Origin of the sequence: Pseudomonas sp. CK-NBRI-02 (assembly GCF_008124495.1) — a bacterium.
Taxonomy (GTDB): domain Bacteria; phylum Pseudomonadota; class Gammaproteobacteria; order Pseudomonadales; family Pseudomonadaceae; genus Aquipseudomonas; species Aquipseudomonas guariconensis.
Genome location: NZ_VSJH01000007.1, coordinates 62,521 through 83,534, shown reverse-complemented (window position 1 = coordinate 83,534; position 21,014 = coordinate 62,521). Strand labels below are relative to the sequence as shown.

Below are 21,014 nucleotides of genomic sequence, written 5' to 3'. Positions count from 1 at the left end.
GTGCCGAGTCGGTAAATGGGCCAAAACTAGAGGAGTCTGGCATGGCTGGAGTCATGGATTCGGTCAACCAGCGCACGCAACTGGTGGGGCAGAATCGTCTGGAGCTGTTGCTGTTCCGCCTCAATGGCGAGCAGCTCTATGGCATTAACGTGTTCAAGGTCCGGGAGGTGTTGCAGTGCCCGGAGCTGACGTTGTTGCCCAAGTCCCACCCGGTGGTGCGTGGGGTGGCCAACATTCGCGGCGCGACCATCCCCATCCTCGACCTGTCGATGGCGACCGGCTTGCCGGGGCTGCAGGAAGAGACGCGCAACAGTTTCGTGATCATCACCGAGTACAACACCAAGACCCAAGGTTTCCTGGTGCATTCGGTCGAGCGCATCGTCAACATGAACTGGGAGGAGATCCATCCGCCACCCAAGGGGACCGGACGTGACCACTACCTGACCGCTGTCACCCGTGTGGACGGGCGGATGGTGGAGGTCATCGACGTAGAGAAAGTTCTTGCCGAAGTGTCGCCATCGTCCGAGGACGTGTCCGTGGGGGTGGTCGATGCCGAGGTGCAAGACAAGGCGATGATGCTGCGCGTGCTGACCGTCGATGATTCGTCGGTGGCGCGCAAGCAGGTCAGCCGTTGCCTGCAGTCGGTAGGGGTGGAGGTGGTAGCCCTCAACGATGGTCGCCAGGCCTTGGACTACCTGAACAAGTTGGTGGAAGAGGGCAAGCGTCCGGAGGAAGAATTCCTGATGATGATCTCCGACATCGAAATGCCGGAGATGGATGGCTACACCCTGACGGCGGAGATTCGCAGCGATCCGCGCATGCAAAAGCTGCACATCCTCCTGCATACTTCGCTGTCCGGGGTCTTCAACCAGGCCATGGTCAAGAAGGTCGGCGCCGACGACTTCCTGGCCAAGTTCAAGCCGGACGACCTCGCCCAGCGGGTGGTCGATCGGATCAAGGCGACGCATTGAAACGGCCGGGGGGGCAACCCCTGGCACCAGGGATTTGAAAGAGGCGGCAGCATTGTCTACGGGTAATTTGGATTTTGAACAGTTCCGGGTCTTCCTGGAGAAAGCCTGTGGCATCTTGCTGGGCGAGAATAAGCAATACCTGGTCTCCAGCCGTCTCAACAAGCTAATGGAGCAGCAGGGCATCAAGTCGCTCGGTGAGCTGGTGCAGCGAATTCAGAGCCAGCCGCGCAGCGGGTTGCGTGAGCAGGTGGTCGATGCGATGACGACCAATGAAACCCTGTGGTTCCGTGACACCTATCCGTTCGAGGTGCTCAAGAACAAGGTGATTCCGGAGTTCATCAAGAACAACCCGGGCCAGCGCCTGCGGATCTGGTCGGCGGCATGCTCCTCGGGGCAAGAGCCGTATTCGATCTCCATGGCCATCGACGAGTTCGAGCGCAGCAACCTGGGGCAACTGAAGATGGGTGCGCAGATCGTTGCCACCGACTTGTCCGGGTCGATGCTGACCAACTGCAAGACCGGTGAATACGACAGCCTGGCCATTGGTCGCGGCTTGTCCCAGGAGCGCCTGCAGCGCTACTTCGACACCAAGGGGCCGGGTCGTTGGGCGGTCAAAGCGCCGATCCGCAGCCGGGTCGAGTTCCGTTCCTTCAACCTGCTCGACAGCTATGCGGCGCTGGGCAAGTTCGACATCGTGTTCTGCCGCAACGTGCTGATCTACTTCTCGGCCCAGGTCAAGAAGGACATCCTCATGCGCATCCACAGCACGCTCAAGCCGGGCGGGTATCTGTTCCTGGGGGCGTCCGAGGCGCTCAACGGGTTGCCGGATCACTACCAAATGGTCCAGTGCAGCCCGGGGATCATCTACCAGGCAAAATAAACCCAGACAGGGGCCGCATCGCGGCCCCTTTTTTTGCCGGTGCCCATTGCCGCTTTGCTGACGCCAAGCGGTAATCCATTGCCGCTTTTCTGGCATTGCCGCCGGCAAGCAGGGCCTCAGTGCCCGGTTTTACTGGGGCTTTATCGCTTGGCACAAACCTTGCTCTAGCTTGCTCACGATTCTTCCGGTCAACCTTCGAAGGTTTCCCAGACATGAGCATCAGCTTCGACAAGGCGCTCGGCATCCATGAGCAGGCATTGAGCTTCCGCGCCCAGCGCGCCGAGGTTCTGGCCAACAACATCGCCAACGCCGACACGCCTAACTACAAGGCGCGTGACATGGATTTCTCGGCGGTGCTCGCCGCTGAAGCCGACAAGCAGCAGAAAGGGCGCATTGCCCTGGATCGCACCAATAACCGCCACATCGAGGCCGAAGGCCTGGCCATGGGCGACGATACCCTCAAGTACCGCACGCCGATGCAGCCGTCGATCGACCAGAACACCGTGGACGCCCAGATCGAGCAGTCCAACTACGCAGAGAACGCCATCGGCTTCCAGGCCAGCTTCACCCTGCTCAACAGCAAATTCAAAGGGCTGGTTTCGGCCCTGCGCGGAGAGTGATCATGTCCCTTGCCAGTGTCTTCAATATTGCCGGTAGCGGCATGAGCGCGCAGAACACCCGCCTCAATACCGTCGCTTCCAACATCGCCAACGCCGAGACTGTTTCCTCGAGCATCGACCAGACCTACCGCGCGCGTCATCCGGTGTTCGCCACTACCTTCCAGCAAGCCCAGAACGGCGCTGGCCAGTCGCTGTTCCAGGATCAGGGCGAAGCGGGGCAGGGTGTGCAGGTGATGGGCATCGTCGAGGATCAGAGCAACCTTGAGGCACGCTACGAGCCCAATCATCCGGCGGCGAACAAGGACGGCTACGTCTACTACCCCAATGTCAATGTGGTGGAGGAGATGGCTGACATGATCTCCGCCAGCCGTGCGTTCCAGACCAACGCCGAGCTGATGAACACCGCCAAGACCATGATGCAGAAGGTGCTGACCCTCGGTCAGTGATAAGGAGTCAGGATCATGGCAGTCAACAGCACCGGCGGTGTGAACCTCAACGACGTCCTCGCGGCGTCGGGCGTCAGCACTGGCACCACCAAGAAGCCCGCACCCGAGAACACTGACAAGAACGCCCTGGGCAAGGATGCGTTCCTGCAGTTGCTGGTCACCCAGATGCAGCACCAGAACCCGCTCGATCCTCAGGATAACAGCGAGTTCGTCGCCCAGCTGGCGCAGTTCAGCAGTCTGGAAGGCATCACCACGCTCAACAGCACGGTCAATTCCATTGCCGGTGCCATGGGTTCGTCCCAGGCCCTGCAGGCTTCGTCGTTGGTGGGTCGTTCGGTGATCGTGCAGAACGATAAAGCGGTGGTCGACACCACCCAGAGTTTCAATGGCCAGTTCATCGTCCCGCAAGGTATCAGCGAGGCGAAGATCACCATCAAGGATAAAGACGGCAACACCATCAAGACCATCGAGTTGGGCCAGCAGAAAGCCGGTTACGCCGACTTCATCTGGGATGGCACCAATGACAAGGGTGAAAAGGTCGACCCGGGCACCTATAGCTTCTCGGCCACCACCATGGTCGATGGCAAGTCGACGCAGATGTACACCCTGCTGCCAGCCAAGGTCACCAGCGTCAGCATCAACCCCAATGGCGAGATGATGCTCAACCTTGCAGGGCTCGGGAAAGTTTCTCTGTCCAGCGTGCAAACCATTGGTATCTAAGGCCGGCTAGAGCGGCACAAGGAGCGAATTCATGTCTTTCAACATCGGTCTTAGTGGTCTGTACGCTGCCAACAAGCAGCTGGATGTCACCGGTAACAACATCGCCAACGTCAATACCGTTGGTTTCAAGTCGTCGCGCGCCGAGTTCGCGGACGTCTACGCAGGTGCCAACCGCCTGGGTGTCGGCAAGAACCAAGTGGGCAACGGTGTGCGTCTGGCGGCCGTCTCCCAGCAATTCAGCCAGGGTGACATCAACAACACCGGCAACGTACTGGACATGGGTATCCAGGGGCAGGGCTTCTTCGTGCTGTCGGACAACGGCTCGATGGTCTATACCCGTGCCGGTGCCTTCCAGACCAACAAAGACAATTATGTGGTCACCTCGGACGGCCTGCGCCTGCAAGGCTATGCCGCCGACTCGACCGGCAAGATCCAGAAGGGCGTGCTGACCGATCTGAAGATCGACACCTCCGCTCTGGCGCCCAAGGCCACGTCCCTGATCGACCAGGGCATCAACCTGAATTCCTCGGCCACCGACATTCCGCTGATGGTCGACGACGGTACCGGTACCATGGTGCCGAACAAGCCGTTCGATCCCTCTGACGAAACCACCTACACCAAGTCGTTCCCGACCAAGGTGTACGACAGTCAGGGCAACGAGCACACCATGGAGCAGTTCTATCGCAAGACCGGCACCAACCAGTGGACCATGTACACCCTGGTCGATGGACGCAATCCGTTCGACCCGGCCAGCACCACGCCGCTGAGCGGCACCATCAGCTTCAACAGCGACGGTTCGGTCAATGCGATGACGGCCAACAACACCGGCCTGCCGCCTGGTTCGTCGTTCACCGTGAACAACAACACCTTCACCATGACTGGCTGGATTCCGGCGTCCAAGGATGCTTCGGGTAACTGGGCTGCCAATGGCGCGGCGGGCAATGCCGGTGGCATGCGTCTGTCGATGAACAGCACCACTTCGTACAACACCGAGACCGCGCGTATGTCGCAGTCCCAGGACGGTTACGCCACCGGTATCCTGTCGAGCCTGAGCATCGATTCCACCGGTGTGATGTTCGCCAGCTTCAGCAACCAGCAGTCCCGTGCGATCGGTCAGGTGGCCGTTGCCAGCTTCGCCAACGAGCAGGGCCTGCAGCAGATCGGTGGCACCCGCTGGACCGAAACCTTCTCCTCCGGCATTCCAGGCATCGACGCACCCAAGACCGGTACCTTGGGTAGCGTGGAGTCCAACTCGCTGGAAGCCTCCAACGTCAACCTGACCCAGGAGTTGGTCGAGCTGATCAAGGCGCAGAGCAACTACCAGGCCAACGCCAAGACCATCTCCACCGAAAGCACCATCATGCAGACCATCATCCAGATGACCTGATGGTCGCTGGTCGGTCGAGTGCGCACGAACCCCTTTCCCGATAAAGGGGTTCGTCGTTTTCGAGGTAAGGCTCATGAAGAAATGGATCGTGACGCTCGCCGCAGCGCTGTGCCTGCTCCAGGTCCAGGCGGCTGCGGCGCCGTGGTGGCGCTGGGAGAGTCAGGCCGATGGCCGCCTGGTGTGTTCGCAATGGTCGCCGGGGGAGGGGTGGAAGCGCTTCGCCGGCCCGTACAACAACGCCGGTTGCCGCGAGCTGTAGCCGATTGCCGTCAGCGGCAAGATGGCGCCGGATATCCGGCGTTGCTCGTTCCAAAGGCTTCCCTCAAAGCCCGTATTCACGGGCTTTTTCATGCTTTTCAAAAGTTGGTTCGGAACTTGCTTTAGTGCCTGCACAGCAACGTCGGCGGCAATCGCTCGTCAGTGCAGTGGAGAATGACTGTGGACAAAATGCTTTACGTGGCCATGACCGGTGCCAGCCAGAACGCGCTGGCCCAGCGGGCCCACGCCAACAACCTGGCGAACGTTTCCACCAACGGTTTTCAGCGCGACCTGGAGCAGGCGCGTTCGATGCCGGTGTTCGGTGACAGCTTTCCGGCGCGCGCCTTCGCCATGAGCGAACGCCCGGCCACGGATTTCACTGCTGGCGCGATGGTCGAGACCGGTCGCGAACTGGACGTGGCGGTCACCGGCGATGGCTTCATTGCCGTGCAGGCGCCGGACGGCAGCGAAGCCTATGTGCGCACCGGCAGCCTGAACATCGATGCTCTGGGCGTGCTGCGTGCCGGCAACGGCATGCCGGTGATGGGCAACGGTGGCCCGATCGCGATTCCGCCTGAGCAGAAGGTGGAGATCGGTGAAGACGGCACCATCAGCATTCGCGCCATGGGCGAGGACCCGCGGGTCATGGCCGAGGTCGACCGCATCAAGCTAGTCAATCCGGACACCAAGAACCTGACCAAGGGCCTGGACGGCATGATCCACACCAAAAACGGCCAGCCCGCCGATGCCGACGTCAACGTGCGGGTGGCGTCGGGCTTTTTGGAGTCGAGCAACGTCAATGCCGTCGAGGAAATGACCTCGGTGCTGGCGCTGTCCCGTCAATTCGAACTGCACGTCAAGATGATGAACGCGGCCAAGGAAGGCGATGAAGCCATGGCGCGTGTTTTGCAAATCGGCTAATCACTTTTGAACGGGTGCCGTAAAACAGGCGCACGAGGAGAACACTAAATGCTTCCGGCTCTTTGGGTCGCTAAGACCGGCCTGTCCGCCCAGGACACCAACCTGACCGTCATCTCCAACAACCTGGCGAACGTCTCGACCACCGGCTTCAAGCGTGATCGCGCCGAGTTCCAGGACCTTTTGTACCAGATCAAGCGTCAGCCGGGTGCTCAGTCGACCCAGGACAGCGAGCTGCCTTCGGGCCTGCAGGTCGGTACCGGTGTGCGCATTGTCGGTACTCAGAAGAACTTCCAGACCGGCAGCCTGCAGACCACCGAGAACCCGCTGGACATGGCCGTCAATGGTCGCGGTTTCTTCCAGGTCCTGCAGCCTGATGGCACTGTTTCGTACACCCGTGACGGCACCTTCCACCTGAACTCCGACGGCCAGATCGTCACCGCCAACGGTTTTGCCCTTGAGCCTGCGATCGTCGTGCCGCCGGATGCCCAGACCTTCACCGTTGGCCAGGACGGCACCGTGTCGATCACCACTGCCGGCAACCCGGCCGCGCAGATCATCGGCAACATCCAGACCGCCGACTTCATCAACCCGGCAGGTCTGCAGGCCATCGGCAACAACCTGTTCCTCGAGACTGCAGCCAGCGGCGCACCACAGGTCGGCACCCCAGGCCTGAACGGCTTCGGTACCACCCTGCAACAGACCTTGGAAAACTCCAACGTCAGCACCGTGGAAGAGCTGGTGAACATGATCACCACCCAGCGCGCCTACGAGATGAACTCCAAGGTCATCTCCACCGCCGACCAGATGCTGTCGTTCGTCACCCAGCAGCTGTAAGACCCAAGCCCGTTACACGTGAGGTAAGCGTCATGAATCGTCTGTTGTCCGTCTTCGCCCTGGGGGGCGCGGTGTTGTTGGCCGGTTGCGTCGCACCGACGCCCAAGCCGAACGACCCGTACTATGCGCCGGTTCTGCCGCGTACCCCGTTGCCGGCGTCGGCGGCCAACGGCTCGATTTATCAGGCCGGTTTCGAGCAGAACCTGTACACCGACCGCAAGGCGTTCCGGGTGGGTGACATCATCACCATCACCCTCAACGAGCGCACCTCGGCGAGCAAGAACGCAGGGTCTCAGATCCAGAAAAACAGCAACGCCAACATCGGCCTGACCTCGCTGTTCGGCACCACGCCGAACACCGACAACCCGTTCGGTGGCGGCGACCTGTCTCTGGAGGCCGGCTACAAAGGCGAACGGGCGACCAAGGGTGACAGCAAGGCCACCCAGGGCAACACCCTGACCGGTTCGATCACCGTGACCGTGGCCGAAGTGCTGCCCAATGGCATCGTCGCCGTGCGCGGCGAGAAGTGGCTGACCCTGAACACCGGTGAGGAACTGGTGCGCATCGCCGGCCTGATCCGCGCCGATGACATCGCCACTGACAACACCGTGCCGTCCACGCGTGTGGCCGATGCGCGCATCACCTATTCGGGCACAGGTTCGTTCGCCGACGCCAGCCAGCCCGGTTGGCTGGACCGCTTCTTCATGAGCCCGCTTTGGCCCTTCTGAGTCCAATGACCATGTTCAACCTAAGGCAGCTGATTGCCGCGACCCTGCTCCTGTCCTGCGCGTTCGGTGCTCACGCCGAGCGCCTGAAGGACATCGCCAGTATTTCTGGCGTGCGTACCAACCAGTTGATCGGCTATGGCCTGGTAGTGGGATTGAACGGTACGGGTGACCAGACCACCCAGACGCCGTTCACCCTGCAGACCTTCAACAACATGCTGTCGCAGTTCGGCATCAAGGTTCCGCCAGGGTCGGGCAACGTGCAGCTCAAGAACGTCGCAGCCGTGTCGGTGCACGCCGACCTGCCAGCGTTCGCCAAGCCTGGCCAGGTGGTGGACATCACCGTTTCCTCGATCGGTAACTCCAAGAGTCTGCGCGGCGGCAGCCTGCTGATGACGCCGCTCAAGGGTATCGACGGCAATGTCTACGCCGTTGCCCAGGGCAACCTGGTGGTCGGGGGCTTCGATGCCGAAGGCCGCGACGGCTCCAAGATCACCGTCAACGTTCCGTCGGCTGGCCGAATTCCTGGCGGTGCCACCGTCGAGCGCGCCGTGCCGAGCGGTTTCAACCAAGGCAACAGCCTGACGCTGAACCTCAATCGTCCGGACTTCACCACTGCCAAGCACATTGTCGACAAGATAAACGACATGCTCGGCCCAGGCGTGGCCCAGGCCATCGATGGTGGCTCGGTGCGCGTCACCGCACCCATGGACCCGAGCCAGCGAGTCGACTACCTGTCGATCCTGGAGAACCTGGAGATCGACCCGGGCCAGGCCGTGGCCAAGGTCATCATCAACTCGCGTACCGGCACCATCGTCATCGGCCAGAACGTCAAGGTCTCGCCGGCGGCGGTCACCCACGGCAGCCTGACCGTGACCATCACCGAAGACCCGATCGTCAGCCAGCCTGGACCGTTCTCCAATGGCCAGACCGCTGTAGTGCCGCGCTCGAAGGTCAATGCCCAGCAGGAAGCCAAGCCAATGTTCAAGTTCGGCCCGGGCACCACCCTGGACGAGATCGTGCGTGCGGTGAACCAGGTGGGCGCGGCGCCCAGCGACCTGATGGCGATCCTCGAAGCCCTGAAGCAGGCCGGCGCCTTGCAAGCCGACCTGATCGTGATCTGAGGACGCCAGCCCATGAATTCCAAGAGCCTGGTTTCCGGACACGCCGACAGCGGTGCCTACACCGACCTCAACCGCCTGAGCTCGCTCAAGCACGGTGACCGCGACAGCGATGCCAACGTGCGCAAGGTGGCCCAGGAGTTCGAGTCGTTGTTCATCAGCGAGATGCTCAAGGCCTCGCGCAAAGCCAGTGACGTGCTGGCCGACGACAACCCGATGAACAGCGAGACGGTCAAGCAGTACCGCGACATGTACGACCAGCAGTTGGCCGTGAGCATGTCCCGCGAGGGTGGCGGTATCGGTCTGCAGGATGTGCTGGTGCGTCAGCTGTCCAAGAACAAGCCTGCGCCGGTCAACACCAGCCCGTTCCCACGTATCGAAGGGCATGCCCCGGCGCTGTGGGGCAGCAAGGTGGCCGAGCCCATGCATTTCAGTGAGACGGCCGGCACCCGCAATGATGTGGCCGCGCTCAACTCGCGGCGCCTGGCGCTGCCAGGCAAGCTGACCGACCGTTTGCTGGCCGGCATCGTGCCGTCGGCGACCACTACCAATACCGCTGCTGTGCCGGCCCGTGAAGGTCAGCAGGTGGCCAGTGCTGCCCGTGCCTTCGCCGCGCCGGATGGCACGCGCATTCTCGGCCGCGCTGTGGCCCAGCCACCACTTGCGCCGAAGAAGGCCTTCACCGACAGCGACCAATTCGTCGCCACCATGCTGCCGATGGCCGAACAGGCCGCCAAGCGCATCGGTATCGACCCCCGTTACCTGGTGGCTCAGGCCGCCCTGGAGACCGGATGGGGCAAGTCGGTCATGCGCAATGCCGACGGCAGCAGCAGCCATAACCTGTTCGGCATCAAGGCCACCGGCAGCTGGCAGGGTGGTCAGGCGAGGGCGATCACCAGCGAGTTTCGTGGCGGGCAGTTCGTCAAGGAGACTGCGGCGTTCCGTTCCTATGATTCCTACCAGGACAGCTTCCATGACCTGGTCAGCCTGCTGCAGAACAATGCGCGCTATCAAGATGCGGTGAAGTCGGCCGATAACCCGGAACAGTTCGTGCGAGAGCTGCAGAAGGCCGGGTATGCCACTGACCCCAACTACGCCAGCAAGATCTCGCAGATCGCAAGACAGATGAAGTCGTACGAGAGCTACGCAATGCTCGGTACCACAACGAAACTTTAAGGGTTTGGAACCATGGCGAGTTTGATCAATATTGGCATGTCGGGCCTGGGCGCCGCGCAGTCGGGGATGTACACCCTGGGTAACAACATCGCCAACGCCGATGTCGACAGTTATTCTCGCCAGCAGATCGTGCAGAAGACCAAGGGCTCGCAGCAGTATGGCCAGGTCTTCATCGGCAGTGGCACTACCTTGGCCGATGTGCGCCGGGTGTATAACGCCTTCCTGGAAAACCAGCTGCGCACCACCACGTCGCTGTCGAGCGACGCCGCTTCCTACCTGAACCAGATCACCCCGCTGGACACCGCTCTGTCGAGCGCCGATACCGGCATCACCGCTGCGCTCAAAAGCTTCTTCGGCGCCATGCAGGACGCCTCGGCCAAGCCCAACGAGGACGCCTCGCGCCAGCTGCTGCTGACCAGCGCCCAGACCCTGGCCAAGCGCTTCAATACCCTGTCGGCGCAGCTGAACCAGCAGAACACCAATATCAACACCAACATGGCCTCGATCGCCGACCAGGTGAACAAGCTCACCGCGACGATCGCCGAGTACAACGACCAGATCTCGCGGATCTCGGCCGTGCAAGGCCAACCCAACGACCTGCTCGACCAGCGCGATGGCGCCGTGCGCGAGCTGACCGCGTTGATCGGTGCCGAGGTGGTGGAGCGCGAAGGCAACTACGACATCTATCTGAAGAACGGCCAGGCGCTGGTGCTGGGCAAGACCACCCAGACCCTGGGCGTCGAGCCGAGCCAGACCGATCCGACCCGCATGAACCTGGTGCTCAATCGCGGCACCACCAAGATGGACATCACCAACAGCACCACCGGCGGCGAGCTCGGTGGCCTGCTGCGCTACCGCAAGGAGACCCTCGACCCTGCGCTCAACGAGCTGGGCCGCGTGGCGCTGGTGGTGGCCGATGCCATCAATAGCCAACTGGCCCAGGGCATCGACAAGAACGGCGAGTTCGGTGCGATTCTGTTCGGCGACATCAACAGCGCCAAGGCCATGAGCGAGCGCAGCGTGCCCAAGCTGGGCAACAGCGCAGGCTCCGGCAACCTGGATGTGAACATCAAGGACACCCGCAAGCTCACCACCAGCGACTACCAGGTGACCTTCACCAGTGCCACGGCCTATACCGTGCGCAAGCTGCCCGAAGGCACCGAGATGGGCTCGTACGATCTTACCGACGACCCAGCCCCGGTGATCGACGGCTTCACCTTGTCGCTCAAGGGCGGTGCGTTGAGCGCCGGTGACAGCTTCAAGATCACCCCGACGCGCAATGCCGCCGCCGGTATGGAGTCGGTGCTCACCGACCCCAATCGCCTGGCCATGGCCGCACCGCTGACCAGCACCAACGGTGCCGGCAACAAGGGCACCGGTGCGGTCACCCCGCCGACCCTGACCTCGGAGCTGGACATCTACGATGCAGCCCAGCGCGCCGACCTGCAGACAGGCCTGAAGTATTCCACCCCGGTCAAGCTGGTGTTCGGTGACGACAGCACCTCGCCCCAGGCCTACACGATGTACGACGCCAAGGGCAACGCCATCGGCAGCGGCACCATCATTCCGGGCCAGGAAAACAAGCTGCAGCTCTCGGTGCCGATGGTCGATGGCAGCGGCAACCCGATCATGGACGGCGCCACCCAGAAGACCTTCACTTTCGAGATGAGCGTCTCCGGTGCGCCGAAAAGCGGTGACAACTTCACCGTGTCGCTGACTGGCGCGGGCTCTGCCGACAACCGCAATGCCCAGTCGGTGCTCGGACTGCAGACCAAGGGCACCGTGGGCGTTGGCGCCGACGGCAAGGGCATCAGCTTCACCGACGCTTACGCCAAGCTGGTATCCAACGTCGGCGGCAAGACCGCCCAGGCCACCATGGACGGCAATGCCACCAACGCCCTGCAGCAGTCCGCGCTGGACGGCCGCAATTCGGTGTCGGGCGTGTCGGTCGACGAAGAGGTCGGCAACCTGGTCAAGTTCCAGCAGTACTACACCGCGTCGTCGCAGATCATCAAGGCGGCCCAGGAAACCTTCGCCACCTTGATCAACAGTCTTTAAGGAGCCGTAGACCGTGCGCATCTCCACTTCGCAGTTCTACAACACCAGCAGCGCCAACTACCAGCGCACCTTCTCCAACGTCAACAAGACGAGCCAGGAGGCCAGCGACTTCCTGCGCATCCGCACCGCCGCCGACGATCCGGTGGGCGCCGCGCGCCTGCTGCAGTTGGAGCAGCAGCAGAACATGCTGGAGCAGTACAGCGACAACATCGTCAACGTGCGCAATGCGTTGGGGACTGCTGAGAGCACGCTCAATGCCATTGGGACCATTTTGCAGCGGGTCAATGAACTGGCGATCAGTTCCGGTAACGGTGGTTTCACTGACGCCGACCGTAAGGCCAACGCGTCTGAATTGGCCTCGCTGGAAGACCAGCTGTTTACGCTGATGAACAGCAAGGACGAGAACGGTAAGTACCTGTTCTCCGGATCCAAGGGCGACACCCCGCCCTATGTGCGCAATTCTGACGGCACCTACACCTACCAGGGCGACCAGGGCAAATTGAATCTACAAGTGGGCGACATGCTCAGCCTGGCGGCCAACGAGACCGGCTACGACGCGTTCGAGCAGGCCCTGAACACCAGCCGCAGCGAGACCCACCTGACAAATCCGGCAATCGACGATGGCCGTGTCAGCCTGTCCAATGGTCAGGTCTCTGGCAGCGCGACCTACAACGACCGCTTCCGCAGTGGCGAGCCGTACAGCATTCAATTCATCAGTAGCACCCAGTACAAAATTCTTGATGCTGGCGGTAATGATGTGACTTTGGAGGCAAGCCAAGGGGGGGCATTCAAGCCCGATGGCGAAAACACTACCATCAGCTTCCGCGGCGTCGATTTGCGTCTGAAGATTTCTTTCCAGCCGGGTGACGAAGCAAACCCGGACGCCGCTATCGCCGGTCACACGTTCAGTCTGAGCTCCAAGGAAGACTCCATTGCCGGTACCCGTAGTCCTGGCAACAGTTCGACAACCCAGATCACCGACGCAAGCATCAGCGATCCAGCTGTTTACAAGGCGGCCTTCCCGGGAGGCGGCGCGGTGCTGAAGTTCACCACCGCGACAGACTTCGAGCTGTACTCGGCGCCGGTAACGGCAGACAGCCGGCCGATCTCCACAGGCACCTTATCGGGTACCACTGCCACTGCCGCTGGTGTGAGCTTTGAGTTGTCGGGAGCGCCAAGTGCCGGCGATTCGTTCGCGGTAAAGGTCGATACGCATCAGACTCAGAACGTCCTCGATACCATCAGTCAGCTCCGTACTGCACTGAATACACCACAAGACAGCGACCCGGTGGCCCGGCAGAACTTCCTGGCCTCCCTGGATTCAGCTGTTGGCAACATCATCAGCGCAACGAACCAGGTCTCTTCGTCGATTTCCTCTATCGGTGGTCGTGGCCAGGCGCTGGATATTCAGGCCGAGACCAACGAAGCGCTGAGTACCGAAAATCAGAAGACCCAAAGCTCAATACGTGAAAGCGATCCTGCCGAGGTGATGCTGCGTCTTGAAATGCAAAAGAATATGCTGCAGGCATCGCTACAGTCATATGCCAAGATCGCAGGGCTGTCGTTGGTCAACTACATCTGATCGAACCGCAAATTTCTGTTCTGACAGGGGTGAGTCTTCCGAGCGGTCACCCCGCTGAGTGAGCACGCGTGAAGGCACAACCTCTCGTCACTATTGCCATTCCGGCATTCAACAGTGAGTTCTTCTACGGTGCTCTCAGCAGTGCCATCGCCCAAGACTACCCGAATTTGGAAATAGTCATCTGCGACGATAGCGCCAATGGCGACATCGAGGCGTTATGCGAAGCGATCGCCAAGACCACCACCGTGCCGCTGCGCTACCTTCGCAACCCGAGTAATCTGGGGTACGCCCATAATTTGTTGGCGTGTCTGGCGCAGGCGCGTGGCGAACTGATCAAGTTCCTTTGCGACGACGATAGTCTGTTGACCACATGCATCACGCAGCAGGCCCAGGTTCTGATCGATCACGCCTCGGTCAGCATGGTGAGCAACCAGCGCTTGCTTTGCGATGCAGATGATGTGCTGCTGCCCTCGCGTATGCTCAACTGGTTGATTTCATCCAGCAGCGCGGTATTACATGGAACCGATCTGCTCGATTGCGTGGCCGATAATGCGATCAATCTGTTCGGTGGTATCAGCCATGTTCTGTTTCGTCGGGCACAGGTCGAAGCGTACCTGGCGACACTGGTGCAGGAGGGAGGTTTCCGCGCACGGGTGGATATGGCGCTTTACGTTTGCTTGTTGCGGCGAGGACACCTGTGCAGCCTCGCCCAGATATTGAGTCTGGAAAGGGTACATCCGGGGCGCTTGAGCCATCGTGTATCCATGACCGAGGCGTCCAAGGTGGAAACCACCTGGCTGCTGCAAATATTGCAAGCACGGACAAGCGAATCTGCACCGGCCAAAGGCTGGGTAAGGTATTTGCCGTTGCAGGACTTCGGTAATGACCCTGAGCACGCTTGGGAAGAAATGAACCTGCGCAGCGCTTTCGCCGAGCAGATGGATGACTTCAAGCTGCAGGTTGGTACCGACAGTCTCAGCTTCGCTGAGGTGTATTCGCAGTGGTTGGCGTGTCGTACCCTATCCGAAGGCCAGTTGGGCCTGCTGTCCAGGCGGATCGAGCAGTGGCCACATCGGCCACGTATTCTGGTGGTGGTGTTCGGTGAGGGCTCTGATCAGCTTATGTTGGGCTCAACGCTGGATAGCCTGGCGACCCAGTCTTTTCCCGCTGGCCGTATTTGCGTTGTGGGAGCAGCCGATTCAGGCTCGCCACGATCAGGCGTCGAGTACCTGAGACCGCACACCCAAGAAGGAGCAGTGCTCAATGCCCTTCTGGCCGATGACGAGCAGTCTGACTGGGTTTTTCTCCTGCAAGCGGGGGATCGGCTGCACCCCCAGGCCTTGCTGCTCATGGCTGAGCGCATGGCGTTGCGTGCAGACAGCCTCTGTCTGTATACCGATGAGGGAGCATACGACGGGCGCGTATCTTCCGACCCAGTGTTCAAGCCAGATTTCAACCTCGATTTGATGCGCAGCCAGCCCTATGTTGGACGCCAGTTGGCGTTCAAGTGCGACGCGGTACGGGAATTGGGTGGATTCGATGAGCGGTTTGCGCGTCTGGGTACTCACGACCTTCTCTGGCGGATGGTCGAAAGCCATGGTGTGCACGTGGTGGAGCATATTGCTGAATTGCTGGTGCAGAGTCAGTACACCTACCGCGATTGGTTGGCAGACCCGCGATGCCAGGCCGAGGCTTCTGTGGTGGTGGAAGCGCACTTGCAGCGGTTAGGTGTGGCGGCTCGGGTGGAGGCCATTCCCGGCAGCATGATGTCGCGTATCCACTACCAACACGCTTATACGGCGGGAGTTTCAATCCTGATTCATGCTGGTGATGACGTACTCGCTTTGCAGCGTTGCGTGGAGTCGCTGTTTGAACATACTCGCTACGACGCCTACGAGGTCTTGCTAATCGCCAATGGAAGTGAGCCGGTCGAGGTGCGTGATTGGTTAGATGCGATGGGGGCATTGGGCGGTGCCTCGCTGAGGGTGGTAGAGGTTCAGGCCCAAGGTCGCGGGGCGAGCCTGAACCAGGCTTGCGAGTATGCACGTGGCGAATTCTTGCTACTGCTCGATGTGGGCTGTATCGCATTCGACGGTCCGTGGTTGCAGGAATTGATGCTCCACGCGCAGCGTCCCGAGGTTGGGGTGGTCGGGCCAAAGCTGTTCGGTCAGGATGGCGGGATCGCCTCCGGAGCTTTGGTTCTCGGTTTTCGTGGACCGGCGGGTAACCCATTCCAATGGAGGGCAGCGGCCTCGAGCAATGACTTGGACCGGCTGAACCAGGTGCAGAACTGGAGCGCGTTGAGCCTTGACTGTTTGTTGGTTCGGCGTGAACTGTTTCAGGCACTACATGGCCTGGATGTGCAAGCAATGCCCCACGCCTGGAGCGATGCAGATCTGTGCCTTCGGGCACGTGAGCAGGGCTTTCTGGTGGTCTGGACCCCCTACGCCAAACTGGCTAGCGTCCTTCCACGGATGCCGGTCGGGATAGACGAGGCTGCACAGGCGCAGGGCCAGCAGGCGTTCTATGAGCGATGGTTGAGTAAGGTGGCCAACGACCCGGCCTATAACCATAACCTGAGCCTGAATCTGATCAGTTTCAATCTCGAGCCGGGTGTCCGTGGCGGTTGGGACCCTTTCATCGCCAAGGCAGCGCCATCGGTATTAGCGGTGGCACGCAATACTTCGGGCGTAGGTCATTATCGGGTCATTCAGCCGTTCAGCGAGCTCGAGCGTGCCAGTTATATACAAGGGCGCCTCACGTTCAAGATGCCAAACCCGATCGAGCTGGCGCGGGAAAAAGCGGATGCCTTGATTATGCAGTACCGCTATTCACCCAGTGATATCAAGCGCTTGACGGAACTCAAGCAGGTATGTGACACGCGCTTGATCTTTGAGCTCGACGATTATGCGATCGACCCGCCGAAGAAAAACGACCATGCGCGTAACCAGCCCAGCAATGTGCGTGAAATGCTCGGTAAGGCTATTGGTTTGTGCGATCGCCTGGTCGTATCCACCGAGCCGCTGGCTGATGCGCTTTCGAGCTTCCACCACGATATTCGGGTGGTCCCCAATATGTTGGCTGCCTCACTGTGGGATGGGCTGCGCAGTGATCGTCAGACCAGCGCAAGGCCACGAGTCGGTTGGGCGGGGGGAACCAGTCATCGGGGCGATCTGGAGCTGATGCTCGGAGTCGTCCAGGCCTTGGCCGACCAAGTTGACTGGGTGTTCTTTGGTATGTGCCCACCGATGTTGCAGCCGTACATCAAAGAGTTTTACCCCAACGTACCCATGGCGGAGTACCCGCAGAAGCTGGCCAGTCTCAATTTGGATCTGGCGCTGGCGCCGTTGGAGCAGAACCTGTTCAACGAATGCAAGAGCAACTTGCGTCTTCTGGAGTATGGAGTGTGTGGTTATCCGGTGATCTGCACGGATATCAAGGCATATGCAGGCTATTTGCCGTGCACCCGGGTCAAGGACAACACCACTGAGCAATGGCTGGCGGCGATCCGCATGCACCTTGCCGACCCGCAGGCGAGCTATCGCCAAGGCGATGCCCTGCGCGAGGCCGTGCTGCGTGACTATGTACTGACACCGCACCACGTGCAGCATTGGGCCAATGCCTGGCTGGCAGACTGATCTTCCGCGCATGACAGAGCTAGCGCTGAACCCCTAATTTGAAGCAGGTGCTATATGAACGTAACCGCCAACGGCTCCCGCAGTGACGTAACGGTCATCTTGCTCGGTCAAGAGCAGGCCGATTATCGTGAACGGGCGCAGCACTATTACCAGCGCGCCGGTGTGCCGTGCCTGGCACTGGCGCCGATACAGGGCGCCAGCAGCGCTGCGCTGTTTTGCGAGCGCCTGGGCCAGGTGTTGCAACGGGTGGATACCCCCTTTGTCGTCCTGACACTGGATGCCGACTTTGTGTTGCCTTGCGCCTTGGACAACGCTGCCGCTTGCCTGCAGGAGTCTTTCGAGGCGCTGGGGGCTCAAGGTTATGCGCTGGGCTATGTTGCCGGTGATGCCCGGGTGGCGTATCACAAGCTGGGTTCGGCAGTGAAGCCTAAGACAGAGGATAGTCCCCAGGCGCGTGTAAGGCAGTATGGCACTGCTGCGCAACAAGCCTGGCGTGCGGTGGTGCGAGTGCCTGCCTTGCAGGTTGCATTGTCGATGTTGCCCGATACGCTGGCTCTGGATTTTGCTGGGTGGCGGGTGGCGCTCTCCTATGCGCTGTTGGCGCAAGGGGGGGTTGCACGTCTTGAGCAAACTGATGTGGTATGCGAGTACCCTGCCACCACGCAGTCTGCCGTTCGCCGTGAAGAACAGTTGTCGCATACGGTGCGGGTGCTGCGTCAGTGGGATGCGGCGCAGGTGAAGCTATGCAGCGACGACTTCGCCTTGCTCAATGATTTTGTCCGCAATACCTACGAAGTGGTTGAGGAGCCGTTGCTGTTCACTTCGCCTTGGGCAAGTGTCCTCGATCAACCCACGCGAGTGTTCGAGCAGCACCAATTCGTCGAGCTGCCGTACTACAACATGGCAGTTTTCCACGAGTTGTCGGCCCTGGAGTTCCTCTGCCATGCCTGGCCGGCTGGCGAGCGGCAGTACCGAGCGCTGGAGGGGGGCTGGGTGCGCCAACGAGAGCTGTTGCAGACCTACCCGAACGATACGCCGCAGAGCGCTCTGCAACGATATTGGCAAGCCCTGAGTCTTGGCCTATTCAATCGCGAGGTATGCCAGCGTCTGGTGGATTCACTCGATCCAGTCAGCGATGCGGATGCTGTGCGGGAACTTGCCGACTGGCTGTCGCGTCTGGCCGAAGTGCCGTCCATGCGATTGGAGCAGGGATTGGCCGTCACGCCGTCCGGCCAGGTACTGAAGATGCTCGAAGCGATAACCCCAACTTCGGTAGCCCGTCAGCAGGTATTAAGACATCTGATGAACGAGGGCGTACCACAGATTGCGTTTGTCGTACTCGACCTGGACGATGACGACTTGGCCCTGCAGACTACCTTCGACAGTCTGCTGGCCAGTGGCATAAGACATTTCAAGTTATTGGTACTGAAGGCTGGTAAACCGTCGGTGATCACCACTGTGCGAGACACTCTGCATTTCATTCAGGTGACGGCGGACAATTGGGTTGCCCATCTCAACCAAGCCGTGCGGCAGTTGCCGAGTGAATGGTTGATGTTGGTGCAGGCGGGTGAGCAACTACTGACCGGGGGGCTGCTGCACCTTTCGAAAGAGTTGCGCCAGGCGCATGGCTGTCAGGCCATTTGTGCCAACGAAGTTCAACGCGATGAGCAAGGTCGTCTGCGATCAGTGGTGCGTCCAGGCGCAGACTTGGATCTGCTCCGTGCCCAACCTGGGATGATGTCGCGACACTGGCTGTTGCGTCGTCAGGCTGTGCTCGATATCGGAGGGTATAGCGAAACCTGCCCACACGCGCTGGAATTCGACCTGTTGTTACGTCTGGTAGAGACACATGGCATGAATTGCATGGGCCACTTGGACGACTTCTTGGTGTTGGGTATAACCCCCCCCGAGGCATTAGTCGCACAAGCGCTCAAGGCGCTCGAACGGCACCTGGGACAGCTGGGTTATCACGCTCTGGTTAGTGACCGCGGCGATACCGGGTTGCACGTGGACTTCCGGCATAGCACGACTCCTTTGGTGAGCATCCTGCTGGTCAGCGATAACGCCGCATCCGTGCAAGCCTGCCTGACCAGCGTCTTGCAACGCACACGCTACCCCCGTTACGAAGTTCTGATGGCTTGTGCCGGGCGAGAGCAAGGAGACGACAACGGCGTCGGGCAGCGCTTGAGTAATCGTGTACGTCTGTTGACCGGCGAGCCGGGTGCATCGCGTACCGCGTTGCTGAACCTGGCGGCCAGTCAGGCACAGGGTGAATATCTGGTACTGCTTTCGGAGCAGTGTGAGGTGATTGCTCCTGCATGGCTAGAAAGCTTGCTCAACGAGGCTCAACGCCCAGAAGTCGGGGTCGTGGGGGCTGGCCTGTATTCAGCAGATGCAACGGTAGCGCATGCTGGTTACCAATTGATCAAAGGCCCACAGGTTCATTCCCCTTGGCTGGGTGTTGGCGCGCAATGGCAGCACGCAGCGCATGGCTGCGCCGCTGTGTCTGGCGCTTGCATGATGATAAGCAAAGCGCTGTTCGAGCAATGCGAAGGATTGCAGGCGGTACCGGGTGCGGATATCGACTTGTGCTTGCGTACGCGTGAAGCAGGGCTTTCAGTGGTTTGGGCGCCGATGGCGCATGTGCGCGGCGTGCCGCTGACCGATGCCGACGCGGGGCAGTCGTTGGCCGAGCGTTGGCCGCAGGCTTTCGGCGAACGGGCCTATGACGAGCAATGGGATGAGCAGACCGGGTTGGCATGGTTGAACGACTTTTGACGCATTCTCGACTCGGCTGAGGCCTAGATCATTCAATTAACCCGGCAGTTAGAGTGCCTATATGAAACCTATTCGAATCGTTTGCGGCACCCGTCTTTCCAAGCAGGATTTTGCAACGCAGAGCGCGCTGGGCCGCTCGCTTGTGTCCAATTATGACAGTTGCCCTGTCGAGATCCGTTTGTTTGCCGAAAATACCCAGGGGCTTTCAACGATTTATAACCAAGCCATTGAGGAAGTCCGGGATAATCCGGCCATTCTCGTGTTCGTGCATGATGATGTCTACCTGTGCGACTTCTTCTGGCCTGATCGCTTGCGCGAAGGGCTGGCCACCTTTGATGTCATTGGTCTGGCTGGCAACGTTCGGCGCGTTCCGGGGCAAGTGGCCTGGTTGTTCGTTGATGATCGTTTCACCTGGGACGAGCGCAGCAACCTCACGGGTCGAGTAGGGCATGGCAAGGGTTTCCCTTGTGCGATCTCGAATTTCGGGCCCGCGCCGCAGCCGTGCAAGTTGCTCGATGGGTTATTCCTGGCCGCAGACAGCGATCGTCTGCAGCAAGCCGGCGTGCGTTTTGACGAGCAGTTCCCGTTCCACTTCTACGACATGGACTTTTGTCGGCAGGCCGAACGCAACGGTCTGAGCATGGGGACTTGGCCGCTGAGCGTGGTTCATGAAAGTGGTGGTGCATTCGGTTCGCCAGCCTGGCGTGAAAATCTTTATCGTTATCGGCTTAAATATTGCGAAGTCTAGAGCTTTATGAAATGTATTCGCGCGAACGCTAAATAGGAGTGAAACGGAGCTAGGAAGCCCAGCGTACTGAAGTGCATGACATACCGGGTCGGTTTCAACGCAGCAGTAGGGTCGAGTGCGGATACATTTCAGACAGATGCTGGGGCTGGAC

General features: G+C 60.3%; 17 protein-coding genes. All 17 read left to right on the top strand.

What is annotated here, in order from left to right; genetic code table 11:
- Window positions 1–41 precede the first annotated feature (41 nt).
- Window positions 42–971, top strand: a complete 930-nt coding sequence (locus tag DQ397_RS07125; RefSeq protein WP_043210931.1) for a chemotaxis protein CheV — start codon at window positions 42–44, stop codon at window positions 969–971.
- A 52-nt stretch (window positions 972–1,023) separates the two neighbouring features.
- Window positions 1,024–1,851 carry a protein-glutamate O-methyltransferase CheR gene (gene cheR / locus DQ397_RS07120; RefSeq protein WP_043210928.1) on the top strand — a complete coding sequence of 276 codons (828 nt, stop codon included), beginning with the start codon at window positions 1,024–1,026 and terminating at the stop codon, window positions 1,849–1,851.
- Between the two features lie 212 nt (window positions 1,852–2,063).
- Window positions 2,064–2,471 carry a flagellar basal body rod protein FlgB gene (flgB, locus tag DQ397_RS07115; RefSeq protein ID WP_043210926.1) on the top strand — a complete coding sequence of 136 codons (408 nt, stop codon included), beginning with the start codon at window positions 2,064–2,066 and terminating at the stop codon, window positions 2,469–2,471.
- Between the two features lie 2 nt (window positions 2,472–2,473).
- Window positions 2,474–2,917, top strand: coding sequence for a flagellar basal body rod protein FlgC (gene flgC, locus DQ397_RS07110; protein WP_043210925.1), 444 nt, complete (start codon window positions 2,474–2,476; stop codon window positions 2,915–2,917).
- A 15-nt stretch (window positions 2,918–2,932) separates the two neighbouring features.
- Window positions 2,933–3,637, top strand: coding sequence for a flagellar hook assembly protein FlgD (flgD, locus tag DQ397_RS07105; RefSeq protein WP_043210921.1), 705 nt, complete (start codon window positions 2,933–2,935; stop codon window positions 3,635–3,637).
- A 31-nt stretch (window positions 3,638–3,668) separates the two neighbouring features.
- The gene (flgE, locus tag DQ397_RS07100) at window positions 3,669–5,024 is read left to right on the top strand and encodes a flagellar hook protein FlgE (RefSeq protein WP_043210920.1); all 1,356 of its coding nucleotides are present in this window, start codon (window positions 3,669–3,671) and stop codon (window positions 5,022–5,024) included.
- 73 nt (window positions 5,025–5,097) lie between these two features.
- The gene (locus DQ397_RS07095) at window positions 5,098–5,283 is read left to right on the top strand and encodes a hypothetical protein (RefSeq protein WP_043210917.1); all 186 of its coding nucleotides are present in this window, start codon (window positions 5,098–5,100) and stop codon (window positions 5,281–5,283) included.
- Between the two features lie 179 nt (window positions 5,284–5,462).
- Complete coding sequence (flgF, locus tag DQ397_RS07090; RefSeq protein ID WP_043210915.1) at window positions 5,463–6,203, top strand: flagellar basal-body rod protein FlgF; 741 nt, start codon at window positions 5,463–5,465, stop codon at window positions 6,201–6,203.
- A 48-nt stretch (window positions 6,204–6,251) separates the two neighbouring features.
- Window positions 6,252–7,037 (top strand): flagellar basal-body rod protein FlgG, encoded by a 786-nt coding sequence (flgG, locus tag DQ397_RS07085; RefSeq protein ID WP_043210912.1) that lies wholly within the window; start codon window positions 6,252–6,254, stop codon window positions 7,035–7,037.
- 32 nt (window positions 7,038–7,069) lie between these two features.
- Window positions 7,070–7,765 carry a flagellar basal body L-ring protein FlgH gene (flgH, locus tag DQ397_RS07080; protein WP_070092462.1) on the top strand — a complete coding sequence of 232 codons (696 nt, stop codon included), beginning with the start codon at window positions 7,070–7,072 and terminating at the stop codon, window positions 7,763–7,765.
- Between the two features lie 11 nt (window positions 7,766–7,776).
- A complete protein-coding gene (locus tag DQ397_RS07075) occupies window positions 7,777–8,886 on the top strand; it encodes a flagellar basal body P-ring protein FlgI (protein WP_043210987.1) in 1,110 nt (369 codons plus the stop codon).
- A gap of 12 nt (window positions 8,887–8,898) precedes the next feature.
- Complete coding sequence (flgJ, locus tag DQ397_RS07070; protein WP_043210910.1) at window positions 8,899–10,059, top strand: flagellar assembly peptidoglycan hydrolase FlgJ; 1,161 nt, start codon at window positions 8,899–8,901, stop codon at window positions 10,057–10,059.
- 12 nt (window positions 10,060–10,071) lie between these two features.
- Window positions 10,072–12,117: a flagellar hook-associated protein FlgK gene (gene flgK / locus DQ397_RS07065; protein WP_043210905.1), complete on the top strand. Its 2,046-nt coding sequence runs from the start codon at window positions 10,072–10,074 to the stop codon at window positions 12,115–12,117.
- 13 nt (window positions 12,118–12,130) lie between these two features.
- Window positions 12,131–13,699 carry a flagellar hook-associated protein 3 gene (locus DQ397_RS07060; RefSeq protein ID WP_043210902.1) on the top strand — a complete coding sequence of 523 codons (1,569 nt, stop codon included), beginning with the start codon at window positions 12,131–12,133 and terminating at the stop codon, window positions 13,697–13,699.
- A 68-nt stretch (window positions 13,700–13,767) separates the two neighbouring features.
- Window positions 13,768–17,337, top strand: a complete 3,570-nt coding sequence (locus tag DQ397_RS07055; protein ID WP_043210900.1) for a glycosyltransferase — start codon at window positions 13,768–13,770, stop codon at window positions 17,335–17,337.
- 246 nt (window positions 17,338–17,583) lie between these two features.
- The gene (locus DQ397_RS07050) at window positions 17,584–20,115 is read left to right on the top strand and encodes a glycosyltransferase (protein WP_238556617.1); all 2,532 of its coding nucleotides are present in this window, start codon (window positions 17,584–17,586) and stop codon (window positions 20,113–20,115) included.
- Between the two features lie 61 nt (window positions 20,116–20,176).
- The gene (locus DQ397_RS07045; protein WP_043210895.1) at window positions 20,177–20,863 is read left to right on the top strand and encodes a glycosyltransferase; all 687 of its coding nucleotides are present in this window, start codon (window positions 20,177–20,179) and stop codon (window positions 20,861–20,863) included.
- The last annotated feature ends 151 nt before the right edge of the window (window positions 20,864–21,014 follow it).

What these genes read in the sequence shown, in the direction of transcription:
- flgJ (WP_043210910.1), top strand. Translation starts at nt 8,899, where the DNA reads ATGAATTCCAAGAGCCTGGTTTCCGGACACGCCGACAGCGGTGCCTAC.
- flgB (WP_043210926.1), top strand. Translation starts at nt 2,064, where the DNA reads ATGAGCATCAGCTTCGACAAGGCGCTCGGCATCCATGAGCAGGCATTG.
- flgD (WP_043210921.1), top strand. Translation starts at nt 2,933, where the DNA reads ATGGCAGTCAACAGCACCGGCGGTGTGAACCTCAACGACGTCCTCGCG.
- flgK (WP_043210905.1), top strand. Translation starts at nt 10,072, where the DNA reads ATGGCGAGTTTGATCAATATTGGCATGTCGGGCCTGGGCGCCGCGCAG.
- flgG (WP_043210912.1), top strand. Translation starts at nt 6,252, where the DNA reads ATGCTTCCGGCTCTTTGGGTCGCTAAGACCGGCCTGTCCGCCCAGGAC.
- DQ397_RS07075 (WP_043210987.1), top strand. Translation starts at nt 7,777, where the DNA reads ATGTTCAACCTAAGGCAGCTGATTGCCGCGACCCTGCTCCTGTCCTGC.
- flgC (WP_043210925.1), top strand. Translation starts at nt 2,474, where the DNA reads ATGTCCCTTGCCAGTGTCTTCAATATTGCCGGTAGCGGCATGAGCGCG.
- DQ397_RS07095 (WP_043210917.1), top strand. Translation starts at nt 5,098, where the DNA reads ATGAAGAAATGGATCGTGACGCTCGCCGCAGCGCTGTGCCTGCTCCAG.
- DQ397_RS07125 (WP_043210931.1), top strand. Translation starts at nt 42, where the DNA reads ATGGCTGGAGTCATGGATTCGGTCAACCAGCGCACGCAACTGGTGGGG.
- flgH (WP_070092462.1), top strand. Translation starts at nt 7,070, where the DNA reads ATGAATCGTCTGTTGTCCGTCTTCGCCCTGGGGGGCGCGGTGTTGTTG.
- DQ397_RS07045 (WP_043210895.1), top strand. Translation starts at nt 20,177, where the DNA reads ATGAAACCTATTCGAATCGTTTGCGGCACCCGTCTTTCCAAGCAGGAT.
- flgE (WP_043210920.1), top strand. Translation starts at nt 3,669, where the DNA reads ATGTCTTTCAACATCGGTCTTAGTGGTCTGTACGCTGCCAACAAGCAG.